The organism is Streptomyces sp. NPDC014676, assembly GCF_043084105.1.
Classification (GTDB): Bacteria; Actinomycetota; Actinomycetes; order Streptomycetales; family Streptomycetaceae; genus Streptomyces.
On record NZ_JBIBZI010000006.1, the window covers coordinates 193,208 to 205,374 of the forward strand.

Here is a 12,167-nt window from a genome sequence, read left to right on the forward strand (position 1 = left end):
TCCCGGTCCTGGCCCGTGGCGGTGCGGCGCACGGGCCTGCTGTGCGCGACACGGTACCGCCAACCGGTCGTGCTCAGCCGAGCAGGACCACCTCGACCTCGGTGCCGGGCGCGACGGACTCGGCGTCCTCGGGGACGACGATCAGCGCGTTCGCCCGCGCGAGGGCCGCCACGAGGTGGGAGCCGGCGCCGCCGACCGGGGTCACCGTGCCGTCCGCGTACCGGCCGCGCAGGAACTGGCGGCGGCCCTGCGGCGAGGTCAGCGCCCGGTCCGCGGTGAGCTTCGCGCGGACCCTCGGCCGGTGGACGTCCGTCAGGCCCATCAGGGTGCGGATGGCGGGACGGACGAACAGCTCGAAGGAGACGTAACTGGAGACCGGGTTGCCGGGCAGGGCGAGGAGCGGGGTGTGGTCGGGGCCGACGGAACCGAAGCCCTGGGGCTTGCCCGGCTGCATGGCGAGCCTGCGGAACTCGACGCCGCTGCCGGGCTCGTCCTCGTCCCCGGCGTACGACAGCGCCTCCTTGACGACGTCGTACGCCCCGACGCTCACCCCGCCGGTGGTGACCATCAGGTCGGCACGCACCAGCTGGTCCTCGATGGTGTCCCGCAGGGTCGTGGCGTCGTCGGCGACGGCGCCCACGCGGTAGGCGATCGCGCCGGCGTCCCGCGCGGCGGCGGTGAGGGCGAAGCTGTTGGAGTCGTAGATCTGACCGGGGCGCAGTTCCTCGTCGGGCTGGACGAGTTCGCTGCCGGTGGAGAGGACCACCACGCGCGGGCGCGGGCGCACGCGGACCGTGCCGCGGCCGATCGCGGCCAGCAGGGAGATCTGCGGCGGGCCGAGGACGGTGCCGGCCGCCAGGGCGCGGTCGCCGGCCCTGACGTCGCTGCCCTTCGCGCGCACGTGCGCGCGTGCCTCGGCCGGGCGGTACACGTTCACCTGCCCGGTGGCGCCCTCGGGGGCGAGGCTGCGGGCGCGCATCCCGGTGACCGGGCCCTCGCCGAGTCCGCCGTCGGTCCACTCGACGGGGACGACGGTCTCGGCGCCGGGCGGGAGCGGGGCGCCGGTCATGATGCGGGCGGCCTGGCCGGGGCCGACGTGGAGGAGACCGGCCGCGCCGGCGGCGACGTCCCCGACGACCTCGAGGGCCGCCGGGTACCGCTCGCTGGCGCCCGCGACGTCCGCGACCCGCACCGCGTACCCGTCCATGGAGCTGTTGTCGAACGGGGGCAGGGAGACCGGCACCGTGACGTCCTCGACCAGGACGCAGCCCTGGGCGTCGAGGAGGTGCAGCTCGATGGGTTCGAGGGGCCGGACGGTCGCGAGGATGTCGTCCAGGTGCTCGTCCACCGACCAGAGGTGGTCAGGACCTGCGGTGCGGGGCGCGGCGGTGCTCAACGTTGCTGCATCTCCTCGGTGACGTATCGCTGGAGCCAGGTCCGGAAGTCCGGGCCCAGGTCCTCACGTTCGCACGCGAGCCGGACGATGGCACGCAGGTAGTCGCCGCGGTCGCCGGTGTCATAGCGGCGACCCTTGAAGACGACGCCGTGCACCGGACCGCCGGCCTTCTCGTCCGTGGCGAGCTGCTGGAGGGCGTCGGTGAGCTGGATCTCGCCGCCGCGGCCGGGCTCGGTCGTGCGCAGTATGCCGAACACGGCCGGGTCGAGGACGTAGCGGCCGATGATGGCGTAGCGGGACGGCGCGTCCTCGGCGGCGGGCTTCTCGACCAGGCCGGTGACCTTGACGACGTCGGAGTCCGCGGTGGCCTCGACGGCGGCGGAGCCGTAGAGGTGGATCTGCTCGGGGGCCACCTCCATGAGCGCGACGACGCTGCCGCCGTGCTGCTGCTGGACGTCGATCATGCGCTGGAGCAGGGGGTCGCGCGGGTCGATCAGGTCGTCGCCGAGGAGGACGGCGAAGGGCTCGTCGCCGACGTGCGGGGCGGCGCACAGCACGGCGTGGCCGAGGCCCTTGGGGTCGCCCTGGCGGACGTAGTGCATGGTGGCCAGGTCGCTGGACTCCTGGACCTTGGCGAGGCGGTCGGCGTCGCCCTTCTTCTGGAGGGCGGACTCCAGCTCGTAGTTGCGGTCGAAGTGGTCCTCCAGGGGGCGCTTGTTGCGGCCCGTCACCATGAGGACGTCGTCGAGGCCGGCGGAGACGGCCTCTTCGACCACGTACTGGATCGCCGGCTTGTCGACGACCGGCAGCATCTCCTTGGGAGTGGCCTTGGTGGCCGGCAGGAACCGGGTGCCGAGGCCGGCTGCGGGGATGACAGCCTTGCTGATCCGAGGGTGTGACTGAGACATGTCCGCCACCATATCGGGCCCCTTTGCAGTGAATCTGAGGCTCCGGTTAATTACTGCTTATATGAGCATATTGGAACGGTACGGGTACGGATTTGAGACACGCAGAAGGCTCAAGCGATCTTGACAAGCGGGCATGGCGCCGGGAAATCCTCACGGTGAGGAACGGGTTGACGGCGGATGACGTGCGGGAATCCGCGGCCGTGCTGGCCGGGCAGGCGCTCGGACTGCCCGAACTGGCGCACGCGCGCACGGTGGCGGCGTACGTCTCCGTGGGGAGCGAACCCGGCACGCTCGCGCTGCTCGACGCGCTGCGCGCGCGGGGCGCACGCGTACTGCTGCCCGCGCTGCTGCCCGACAACGACCTGGACTGGGGGGCGTACGAGGGCGAGGACTCGCTCACGCGGGTGCGGCACGGCGCGAAGATGGCGCTTTTCGAGCCTTCGGGGCCGCTTCTCGGGCCGGACGCCGTCACGGAGGCGGACGTCGTCCTGCTGCCGGGCCTCGCCGTCGACGCGCGCGGGATGCGCCTGGGACGCGGCGGCGGCTCCTACGACCGTGTCCTCGCCCGGCTGGACCGCGCGGGCGCGCATCCGGCGCTGGTGGTGCTGTTGTACGACACGGAGGTCGTCGCGCGCGTCCCCGCCGAGCCGCACGACCGGCCGGTGCACGCGGTGGTGACACCGTCCGGGGTACGCCGGTTCGGCTGAACACCGTCCGGGGTACGCCGGTTCGGCTGACCCCCCGCACACGCGGAAGCGGCCGCACGCGTGCGCGTGGCGGCCGCTTCCGACGGCGGGGACCAGGGGGTCAGGGCTTCAGCAGCAGGGTGTCGCTGGTGCTGTCCGCGACCGCCTTCTCCGAGTACGACCACTCCAGCAGCTCGCCCTCGGCCCACTTGTCCGTCTGGTCGACGTAGTGGGCGCTGTAGGCGTGCCCGGAGGCGCCGGTGAGGTTGATCCACCGGGACTTGTCGAGGTCGCCGAGGTTGACCACCATCCGCATGGACGGCACCCACACGACGTCGTAGCCGCCGGCGGCGTTCCAGCCGGTCGCGTTGACGGTGGCCTCGCCGCCGCCGAGCTTCCACGGGCCGCGGTTGAGCATGTACTGCAGGAAGTCCGGGCCCTCGGTGCCGAGGGTCTGGTTGTCCAGGAACAGGCGGTGCAGCCGGCCCCAGCTCCAGGAGTCGATGTCCTTGCCGAGCTTGGCGGTCAGCTCCCAGCGGGCGTCGATCAGGGCGCGCTTGAACAGCTCGTCACGGTTGTCCGCGTCAGGACGGGTGCCCGACTTGGGGGTCTTCCACCAGGAGCTGTCCTCCTGGTCCATCAGCTTGCGGACCACCTCGAACCAGCGGTCGCCGCCGTCGGGCTGCGCCTGGTCGGCGTCGCGCTGACCGCACTCGCGGACCTTGTCCGCCTCGTCGGCGGGCCCGGTGGTGTTGACCGGGTCGACCCATACGCACTGGCCCTTGACCCGCAGCTCCTTGGGCAGCTTGTGGCCGAAGGCGAGCTTGAGGATGTTGCGCCACACGGAGTTGAAGTAGGCGGCGGCGGCCGAGTCGGCGTCCTGGGTGTAGTCCCAGCCCTCCAGCAGCTTCTGCGCCTCGCGGACGTCCGCGTCCTCGGTGTCGATCTTGAGCAGGTGCGGCACCAGCAGCTTGGCGATGGTGCTGGAGTTGTCGAGCTGCATCTGCCGCATGTCGTCGGTGGAGATCTTGCCGCCGTCCTTGATCTTCGACTTGATCAGTTCGGTGATCCGCTGGCTGCGGGCGCCGTACCCCCAGTCGGTGGTCAGCGTGTACGGGTAGTCCTCGTCGACGACGGCCTGGTTGGCGGTGACGATGTAGCCGCGGTCCGGGTCGTACTCGTAGGGCAGCGCGTCCTGCTCGATCCAGCCGGTCCACTCGTAGGCGGGGTCCCAGCCGGGGGCGGGAATGGAGCCGTCGTGCTTCTCCGCGCGGGTGGGGATCTTCCCGGGGAGGGTGTAGCCGATGTGGTCCTCGGTGTCCGCGTAGATCAGGTTCTGCGAGGGCACCTCGAACAGGGTGGCGGCCTCACGGAAGTCGTCCCAGTCCTTCGCGCGGTTCATCGCGAAGATCGAGTCCATGGTGCGGCCGGCGTCCAGGGCGGTCCAGCGCAGCGCGACGCCGTAGCCGTCGCCCCGGTCGGGGGCTGCGCTGTCGACGGTGGCCTTCCTGCCGGTCTTCACCAGGTCGTCGGAACGGTCGGAGAGCAGGGGGCCGTTGTTGGTCTCGCGGACGACGATCTTCTGCGCCTTGCCGCCGGCGACCTTGATGGTCTCCTCGCGGGTCTTGAACGGCACCACCTTGCCGTCGTACTGGTAGCCGTCGCCGGTGATCTTCTCCAGGTAGAGGTCGGTGACGTCGACGCCGGAGTTGGTCAGGCCCCAGGCGATGTCCTGGTTGTGGCCGATTATCACGCCCGGCATGCCCGCGAAGGTGTAGCCGGAGACGTCGTACCGGCACTCGGCGGAGACGCTGCGGCAGTGCAGGCCCATCTGGTACCAGACGGACGGCAGCGAGGCCGACAGGTGCGGGTCGTTGGCGAGCAGCGGCTTGCCGGTGATGGTGTGTTCACCGGAGACCACCCAGGAGTTGGAGCCGATGCCGTCGCCGTTGACGCCGACGGCGGTGGGCAGGTCCTGCAGGACCTCCTGGAGGCCGGTGAGCTGGCTCTCCAGGGAGGAACCACTGGTGCCGGTGCCTGTACCGGTCCCCGTGCCCGTGCCTGTACCGGTGCCGGTCCCCGTGCCGGTGCCGGCCCCCGTGCTCTCACCCTGCTCGTAGGCCCCGGTGAGCTGGTTGTACTGGCCCTCCTGGACCACCGGCTTGTTCCGGCTGTACGGGTACGCCGGGTACAGGTCGGCGATCTGCTTCGGGCCGAGGCGGCTGGTCATCAGCGCGCGGTCGATCTCGTCCTGCATGTTGCCGCGCAGGTCCCAGGCCATCGCCTTCAGCCAGGCCACGGAGTCGACCGGGGTCCACTTCCCGGGCCTGTAGTCGTTCTCGAAGCCCAGCGCCGCGTACTCGAGGGAGATCTCCTTGCCCTCCTTGCCCTCCAGATAGGCGTTGACGCCCTCGGCGTACGCCTGGAGGTACTTCTTGGTGGCGGGGGAGAGCTTCTTCTCGTACTCCTCCTCGGCGATCCGGTCCCAGCCCAGGGTGCGCAGGAACTCGTCGTTGTCGATCTGGCTCTCGCCGAACATCTCCGACAGGCGCCCGGCGGTCATGTGCCGGCGCACGTCCATCTCGTAGAACCGGTCCTGCGCCTGGACGTAGCCCTGCGCCATGAACAGGTCCTCGTCGGAGGAGGCATAGATCTGCGGGATGCCGTAGCCGTCCCGCTTGACGTCGACGGTCCCCGTCAGGCCCTTGAGCGTGATCGAACCCTTGGTCTGCGGGAAGGAGGCGCGCACGGTGCTGACCGACCAGTACCCGCCGTAGGCGACAGCGCCGATCAGGACCAGCACCAGGACGAACACGATCAGTCGTCCTCTGCGTCCCTTCTTCCTGCCGGACTTGCCGGGCTGCTGCCCCGTGGAGGCGCCGGCCTGCTGACCCGTGGAGGCGGTGGTGTCGGTGGGCATCGCTGTCCTTGCTGTCCTAACGCGAGCGGCAGGTCGGGCTGTGCTTTTAACTGAGCGCTGGAGCAACGATAGGCGCAGGGCCCCGCGCCCCTTGACGCGGAGTCGGGAACCAGCCCGGACGGACGTTCGATCTTGCCGTCTCACGCGTCAAGAAAGCGTCAAGAGTTAGGTAAGGTAACGAAGTAGTTTGCCGCGGAAGCGGCGGCTCGTAGGCGATGTACGTGAGCTCACGCGCGGATGCGCCTGGGTCGGGGAAGGGAACGGCCGCTGACTGTCCACCACCTCAACCAGCTCCTGCTCGTCTGCTCGATCGTCCTGCTCGTCGCCGTCGCAGCGGTCCGGATCTCCTCGCGCAGCGGGCTCCCCAGTCTGCTCGTCTACCTGGGCATCGGCATCGCCCTGGGCCAGGACGGCTTCGGCGACATCCACTTCGACAACGCCGAGCTGACCCAGGTCATCGGATACGCGGCCCTGGTCGTGATCCTGGCCGAGGGCGGCCTGGGCACGAAGTGGACGGAGGTCAGACCGATCCTGCCCGCCGCCGCCGCGCTCGCCCTGACCGGCGTCGCGGTGAGCGTCGGCGTCACGGCGTCGGCCGCGCACTTCCTGGTCGGGCTGGAGTGGAGGCAGGCGCTGATCATCGGCGCGGTGGTGTCGTCGACCGACGCGGCGGCCGTCTTCTCGGTGCTGCGGAAAATACCGCTCCCCGCGCGGGTGACGGGCACACTGGAGGCGGAGTCCGGCTTCAACGATGCGCCCGTCGTCATCCTGGTCGTCGCCTTCTCCTCGGCCGGACCGGTCGAGCACTGGTACGTCCTGGTCGGCGAGATAGTGCTGGAGCTGGCCATCGGCGCCGCCATCGGGTTCGCGGTGGGCTGGCTGGGCGCCTGGGGACTGCGGCACGTGGCGCTGCCCGCCTCCGGCCTCTACCCGATCGCCGTCATGGCCATCGCGGTCGCCGCCTACGCGTTCGGCGCCATCGCCCACGGCAGCGGCTTCCTCGCCGTCTACCTCGCCTCGATGCTGCTGGGCAACGCCAAGCTGCCGCACTGGCCCGCCACCCGCGGCTTCGCCGAGGGGCTCGGCTGGATAGCCCAGATCGGCATGTTCGTCCTGCTCGGCCTGCTCGTCACCCCGCACGAGCTGGGCGACGACATCGTGCCCGCACTGCTCATCGGACTGGCGCTCACCATGGTGGCCCGCCCGCTGAGCGTCGTCCTCTGCCTGCTGCCGTTCCGGGTGCCCTGGCAGGAGCAGACGCTGATGTCCTGGGCGGGACTGCGCGGCGCCGTGCCCATCATCCTGGCGACGATCCCGATGGTGCAGGGCGTCGCCGGGAGCGAGCGGATCTTCAACATCGTCTTCGTCCTGGTCGTCGTCTACACCCTCGTCCAGGGGCCGACCCTGCCCTGGCTGGCCCGCACACTGCGCCTGGGCGCGGACTCCGCCGCCGACCTCGGCATCGAGTCGGCGCCCCTGGAGCGGCTGCGCGGACACCTGCTGTCGGTCGCCATCCCGGCCGGGTCGAGGATGCACGGCGTGGAGGTCGCCGAGCTGCGGCTGCCGAGCGGGTCCGCCGTCACCCTCGTCGTGCGCGGGGGGAGGTCGTTCGTGCCGCTGCCGTCGACGGTGCTGCGCCGCGGGGACGAGCTGCTCGTCGTCGCCACGGACCCGGTACGGGACGCCGCCGAACGGCGCCTGCGCGCGGTCGGCCGGGGCGGCAAGCTGGCCGGCTGGCTGGGCACCGACGGACCGCAGGCGGGACGCTGACGGACCGCGGACGGTACGCCACCGGACCACGGACGGGACACCGACGGGATACCGACGGACCGCAGGCGGGAGACCGACGGACCACGGACGGGACACCGACGGCGTGCCCGGCCTCACAGCGGACGACAGGTGATCCCTGTACGATGCAGGCGACCCCCAGATCGAACCAACTCTGCCTGACGCAGAGCTGGCGCGACCGTATGGCGGCCGGAACGCCCTGAGCTGTGGCACCGGTATCTACCGCAGTCAGCGCAAGAGGACAGCTCTCGGCGCCCCCGCACGACCCGCGCGGGCCGCTACCAGGTGGCGGAAAGGCACGGGCCGTGGCATCCACGGTCACCACGTCGAAGGACTCGGCGGCCACCTCCCGACCGGGATACGGCCGGCTGCTGCGCACGCGCGGCGCGTGGACGTTCCTGCTCCCCGGCTTCGCGGCCCGCCAGCCGTTCGCGATGCTCACCCTCTCCATCGTGCTGCTGGTGCAGCACACCACCGGCTCGTACGGCGCGGCCGGCGCCGTCGCGGCCGTCACCGGCGTCTCCATGGCGCTGTTCGCCCCCTACAGCGGCCGTCTCGCCGACCGCCACGGGCAGCGCGCCGTCCTCGTGCCCGGCGTCCTCGTCCACACGGTGGCGGGACTGGCCCTCACCGCGCTGGCGCTGACCGACGCGCCCTTGTGGGCGCTGTTCGCCGCCGCCGTGCCCACGGGTGCCTCGGTGCCGCAGATCGGGCCCATGGTGCGGGCACGCTGGGGCGTGCGGCTCAAGGGCTCCCCGCTGCTGACCACCGCGGCGGCCTTCGAGTCCGTCACCGACGAGTTCACCTTCGTCGTCGGACCGCTGCTGGCCACAGCCCTGTGCACGGCCGTCGACCCGGCCGCGGGCCTGCTCACCGAGGCCGCGCTGACGCTGGTCGGCGGTCTGCTGTTCGCCGCGCAGAAGGGCACGCAGCCCGAGACGGGCCGCGACGGGCACGCGCGCGTGGAGCACGTCTCCGCGCTGCGCGTCCCCGGTGTGCGCGTGCTGATCGTGACGTTCCTGGGCATCGGTTCCGTCTTCGGCGGCATGCAGGTCTCGCTGGCCGCGTTCACCGAGTCGATCGGCGAGCCCGGACTGAACGGCGTCCTCTACGGCGTCTTCGCCGCGGGCAACATGCTCTCCGGCATCGCCTGCGGCGCGATCGCCTGGAAGACCGCCCCGCAGCGGCGCCTGGTGATCGGCTACACGGCGCTCGCGCTGACCGCGTCCGCCCTGTGGACCGCCCACTCGGCCCTGCTGCTGGCCGGGCTCGGCCTGCTGGTCGGCATGTGCATCGCACCGGCCCTGATCACCGGCTACACGCTGGTGGAGAACCTGGTCCCGGCGGGCGCCCGCACCGAGGCCTTCACCTGGCTGACCGGCGCCGTCGCGCTCGGCCAGGCGGCGGCCGTCACGGTCGCGGGACAGCTGGAGGACCGCCTGTGGGGCGGCGCCGGCTTCCTGGTCCCGATGGCCGGTACGGTGCTGGCCCTCGCGACGCTGCTGGCGCTGCGGTCGCGGCTGGCCACGCCCCCGCGCGGGCGCACCGTCGCACGTGGCGTCGGTCACCGCGAGTCCGTCGCAGTGGACTGATCCCGCGGAATACGTCAAGATGGACCGTCGTTAGCACTCATCGAGTGAGAGTGCCAGGAGGAAGACAGTGCCGACCTACCAGTACCAGTGCACCGAGTGCGGCGAGGGCCTCGAGGCGGTGCAGAAGTTCACTGACGACGCCCTGACCGAGTGCCCCGAGTGCCAGGGACGCCTGAAGAAGGTGTTCTCCGCGGTCGGCATCGTCTTCAAGGGCTCCGGCTTCTACCGCAACGACAGCCGCGGCTCCTCGTCGAGCAGCTCGCCGGCGTCGTCGAAGCCGTCGAGCACCTCGTCGACGACGTCGTCGTCCTCCTCCTCCTCGGACTCGGGTTCGAGCTCGTCGGCCGGATCCTCCGGTTCGGGCAGCACCGCCGGCACCACCGCCGCGTAGGGCCGTTTCCTTACGGGACCCTGTCGTCGTCCGACGACGGGGTCCTCGGCGTTTCCGGGTGCGGTTAGGGTGCGGGGCATGGCGAACATGGCGAAGGCCGGGATCGGTGTGATCGGCGGCTCCGGTTTCTACTCCTTCCTCGACGACGTGACCGAGGTCCAGGTGGACACCCCGTACGGGGCGCCCAGCGACTCCCTCTTCCTCGGCGAGGTGGCCGGCCGGCGGGTCGCCTTCCTGCCCCGGCACGGACGCGGCCACCATCTGCCGCCGCACCGCATCAACTACCGGGCCAACCTGTGGGCGCTGAGGTCGGTCGGCGTGCGCCAGGTCCTCGGGCCGTGCGCGGTCGGCGGCCTGCGCCCCGAGTACGGGCCGGGCACGCTGCTGGTGCCGGACCAGCTCGTGGACCGTACGAAGTCCCGGGCGGGCACCTACTTCGACGGGCTGCCGCTGTCCGACGGCACGGTGCCGAACGTGGTCCATGTGTCGCTGGCCGACCCCTACTGCCCCACCGGGCGGGCCGCCGCGCTGAAGGCGGCACGGGGCCGGGACTGGGAGCCGGTGGACGGCGGCACGCTGGTCGTGGTCGAGGGGCCGCGCTTCTCCACCCGCGCCGAGTCGCTGTGGCACCGGGCGCAGGGCTGGTCGGTGGTGGGCATGACCGGCCACCCCGAGGCGGCGCTCGCCCGTGAGATGGAGCTCTGCTACACCTCCCTGACCCTGGTCACCGACCTGGACGCCGGCGCCGAGACTGGTGAGGGCGTCTCCCACGACGAGGTGCTGCGGGTGTTCGCCGCCAACGTGGACCGGCTTCGGAACGTGCTCTTCGACGCGGTGGCCGCGCTGCCGGCGACGGAGGAGCGGGACTGTCCGTGCACGTCGGCGCTGGGCGGGATGGACCCGGGGTTCGCGCTGCCGTAGCCGGTGGCGGGGCGGAACGTCCCGTTCGGGTGGGGAAGTTCTCCACAGGGTCGTGGCACGTCCACAGGGCCCGGCGGGACGCGGCGCGAGGCCTCATCGTGGGAGTCGCAAGCCGGTCCCTCGTCGCAGGTGGTGGTATCCGTGTCCCGTCCTCCCTCCTCGCTCCGCTCCCCCTCTCCCCTCCGCCCGCCCGGCCCCGAGGTCCCTCCCCCGTGCGAGGTGCCGCACTTCGCCCCGGTGCGGGTGCGCGGCGGCCTGCCGCTCCCGGGCGGGCTCGTACGGCACCGGAGGCGGGCCATGGCGCTCGGTCTCGCGGTCACGGCGGCGGCGCTGGTGGCGGCGGGGCCGCGGGACGCGGACCGGTCCCGCGGCCGTCCCGACGGGTCCCCGGCGGCCCGTGCCGCCTCGGTGTCACCCGGAGACCGTGCCGTACGGGCGCGGGACGCGGGCGCGGCGGTCACGGCGGCGGTGCGGATCGCCGACGCGGCCACGGTACGGCTGCTGCGGCCGGGCGACCGGGTGGACGTGATCGCCGCCGAGGAGACGGTGTCCGGGGGCGAGGCCCGCGTGGTAGCGCGCGGGGCGCGGGTGACCGAGGTGCCGGAACCGGCGGACGGAGCGGGCGGACCGGGCGACGGCGGGGCGCTGGTCGTGCTGTCGGTGCCGCGTTCCACGGCGGCCGGCCTGGCCGGCGCGAGCGCCACGGCACGGCTGGCGGTGACGGTGTGCTGACCGGTGCTCCCCCGGTCCCCGTCCGCTCGTGGGGCCCTCGCGCCGGGCGGCCCGACTGGACAGGCCGGCACCGGAGTGACGTAGGTTGCGGAGCGCTTTCCTCCGCACCCTGCGCACGAGAAACGAGGCCCCGAAGTGAGCGACCAGGACAGGACCGGCATTCTGCAGGGCTTCAAGGCCTTCCTGATGCGGGGCAACGTCGTCGATCTGGCCGTGGCGGTGGTCATCGGCGCCGCCTTCACGAACATCGTCAACTCGGTCGTGAAGGGCGTCATCAACCCGTTGGTGGGCGCGTTCGGCACGAAGAACCTGGACAGCTACAGCTCGTGCCTGAAGGGCCCCTGCGAGGGCGCCGGGGACGCCGCGACCGGTGTCAGGATCCTGTGGGGCTCGGTCCTCGGGGCGACGCTGCAGTTCGTGATCACCGCGGCGGTCGTCTACTTCCTGATGGTGCTGCCCATGGCGAAGTACCTGGCCCGGGTGGAGGCCCGCCGGAAGGCGAAGGAGGGCACGCGCGAGGTCGTCGAGATCACCGAGCTGGAGGTGCTCAAGGAGATCCGCGACACCCTCGTCGCGCAGCGCGGCACGGGGCACGGCGAGCGGTAGGGGCGGCCCGCCCGCGGGCGGGTCAGATGTGGTGGGGCGGCTTCTCGTCGAGGAAGCGCTTCAGATCGGCCGTGCTGTCACCGGACGGGCGCTCGCCCCAGCCGCGGTCCGTGTCGTCCGGGGACTGCTGGTCCAGCGGGTCGTCGAAGACCAGTGCCGGCTCGGGCCCGCTCGGGCGGGGATCGGGGGCGGTGCTCATACGTCCAGGGTACGGCCGCCCCCGACCG

11 protein-coding genes are annotated in these 12,167 nt (G+C 71.9%); 7 read left to right on the forward strand and 4 right to left on the reverse strand.

The features are described from left to right. Positions 1-73 precede the first annotated feature (73 nt). Entirely contained in the window at positions 74-1,396 is a 1,323-nt protein-coding gene (gene glp, locus ACF1DX_RS18935) for a gephyrin-like molybdotransferase Glp (RefSeq protein WP_391792305.1), read from the reverse strand. Further along, on the reverse strand, positions 1,393-2,304 hold the full coding sequence (galU, locus tag ACF1DX_RS18940; protein WP_391792306.1) for a UTP--glucose-1-phosphate uridylyltransferase GalU: 912 nt from the start codon (positions 2,302-2,304) through the stop codon (positions 1,393-1,395). The genes glp and galU overlap by 4 nt, the downstream gene beginning before the upstream one ends. A 167-nt stretch (positions 2,305-2,471) precedes the next feature. Between galU and ACF1DX_RS18945 the strand changes: the two genes are divergently transcribed. Further along, positions 2,472-3,011, forward strand: coding sequence for a 5-formyltetrahydrofolate cyclo-ligase (locus tag ACF1DX_RS18945; RefSeq protein ID WP_391792307.1), 540 nt, complete (start codon positions 2,472-2,474; stop codon positions 3,009-3,011). A 100-nt stretch (positions 3,012-3,111) separates the two neighbouring features. On the opposite strand, the gene ACF1DX_RS18950 is transcribed toward ACF1DX_RS18945, so the two are convergent. Further along, the gene (locus ACF1DX_RS18950; RefSeq protein ID WP_391792308.1) at positions 3,112-5,910 is read right to left on the reverse strand and encodes a penicillin acylase family protein; all 2,799 of its coding nucleotides are present in this window, start codon (positions 5,908-5,910) and stop codon (positions 3,112-3,114) included. Between the two features lie 237 nt (positions 5,911-6,147). Between ACF1DX_RS18950 and ACF1DX_RS18955 the strand changes: the two genes are divergently transcribed. The 6 genes from ACF1DX_RS18955 to mscL all read left to right on the forward strand — a co-directional run bounded on the left by ACF1DX_RS18955 (position 6,148) and on the right by mscL (position 11,940). Continuing rightward, the gene (locus tag ACF1DX_RS18955; RefSeq protein ID WP_391792309.1) at positions 6,148-7,680 is read left to right on the forward strand and encodes a potassium/proton antiporter; all 1,533 of its coding nucleotides are present in this window, start codon (positions 6,148-6,150) and stop codon (positions 7,678-7,680) included. Positions 7,681-8,003: 323 nt separating this feature from the next. Then, the gene (locus tag ACF1DX_RS18960) at positions 8,004-9,290 is read left to right on the forward strand and encodes an MFS transporter (RefSeq protein ID WP_391792310.1); all 1,287 of its coding nucleotides are present in this window, start codon (positions 8,004-8,006) and stop codon (positions 9,288-9,290) included. Between the two features lie 67 nt (positions 9,291-9,357). Further along, positions 9,358-9,681 (forward strand): FmdB family zinc ribbon protein, encoded by a 324-nt coding sequence (locus ACF1DX_RS18965; protein ID WP_391792311.1) that lies wholly within the window; start codon positions 9,358-9,360, stop codon positions 9,679-9,681. 78 nt (positions 9,682-9,759) lie between these two features. Beyond that, positions 9,760-10,602 (forward strand): S-methyl-5'-thioadenosine phosphorylase, encoded by an 843-nt coding sequence (locus ACF1DX_RS18970; protein ID WP_391792312.1) that lies wholly within the window; start codon positions 9,760-9,762, stop codon positions 10,600-10,602. Positions 10,603-10,743: 141 nt separating this feature from the next. After that, entirely contained in the window at positions 10,744-11,334 is a 591-nt protein-coding gene (locus ACF1DX_RS18975) for a hypothetical protein (RefSeq protein ID WP_391792313.1), read from the forward strand. Positions 11,335-11,469: 135 nt separating this feature from the next. Beyond that, entirely contained in the window at positions 11,470-11,940 is a 471-nt protein-coding gene (mscL, locus tag ACF1DX_RS18980; RefSeq protein ID WP_391792314.1) for a large conductance mechanosensitive channel protein MscL, read from the forward strand. Between the two features lie 22 nt (positions 11,941-11,962). Here mscL and ACF1DX_RS18985 read toward each other — a convergent pair whose 3' ends face one another. Then, entirely contained in the window at positions 11,963-12,139 is a 177-nt protein-coding gene (locus tag ACF1DX_RS18985) for a hypothetical protein (RefSeq protein ID WP_391792315.1), read from the reverse strand. Positions 12,140-12,167: the final 28 nt, after the last annotated feature.

Bases quoted from the DNA above. Each gene is read 5' to 3' on its own strand.
- ACF1DX_RS18970 (WP_391792312.1), top strand. From the start codon at position 9,760: ATGGCGAACATGGCGAAGGCCGGGATCGGTGTGATCGGCGGCTCCGGT.
- ACF1DX_RS18985 (WP_391792315.1), bottom strand. From the start codon at position 12,139: ATGAGCACCGCCCCCGATCCCCGCCCGAGCGGGCCCGAGCCGGCACTG.
- ACF1DX_RS18950 (WP_391792308.1), bottom strand. From the start codon at position 5,910: ATGCCCACCGACACCACCGCCTCCACGGGTCAGCAGGCCGGCGCCTCC.
- ACF1DX_RS18955 (WP_391792309.1), top strand. From the start codon at position 6,148: ATGCGCCTGGGTCGGGGAAGGGAACGGCCGCTGACTGTCCACCACCTC.
- galU (WP_391792306.1), bottom strand. From the start codon at position 2,304: ATGTCTCAGTCACACCCTCGGATCAGCAAGGCTGTCATCCCCGCAGCC.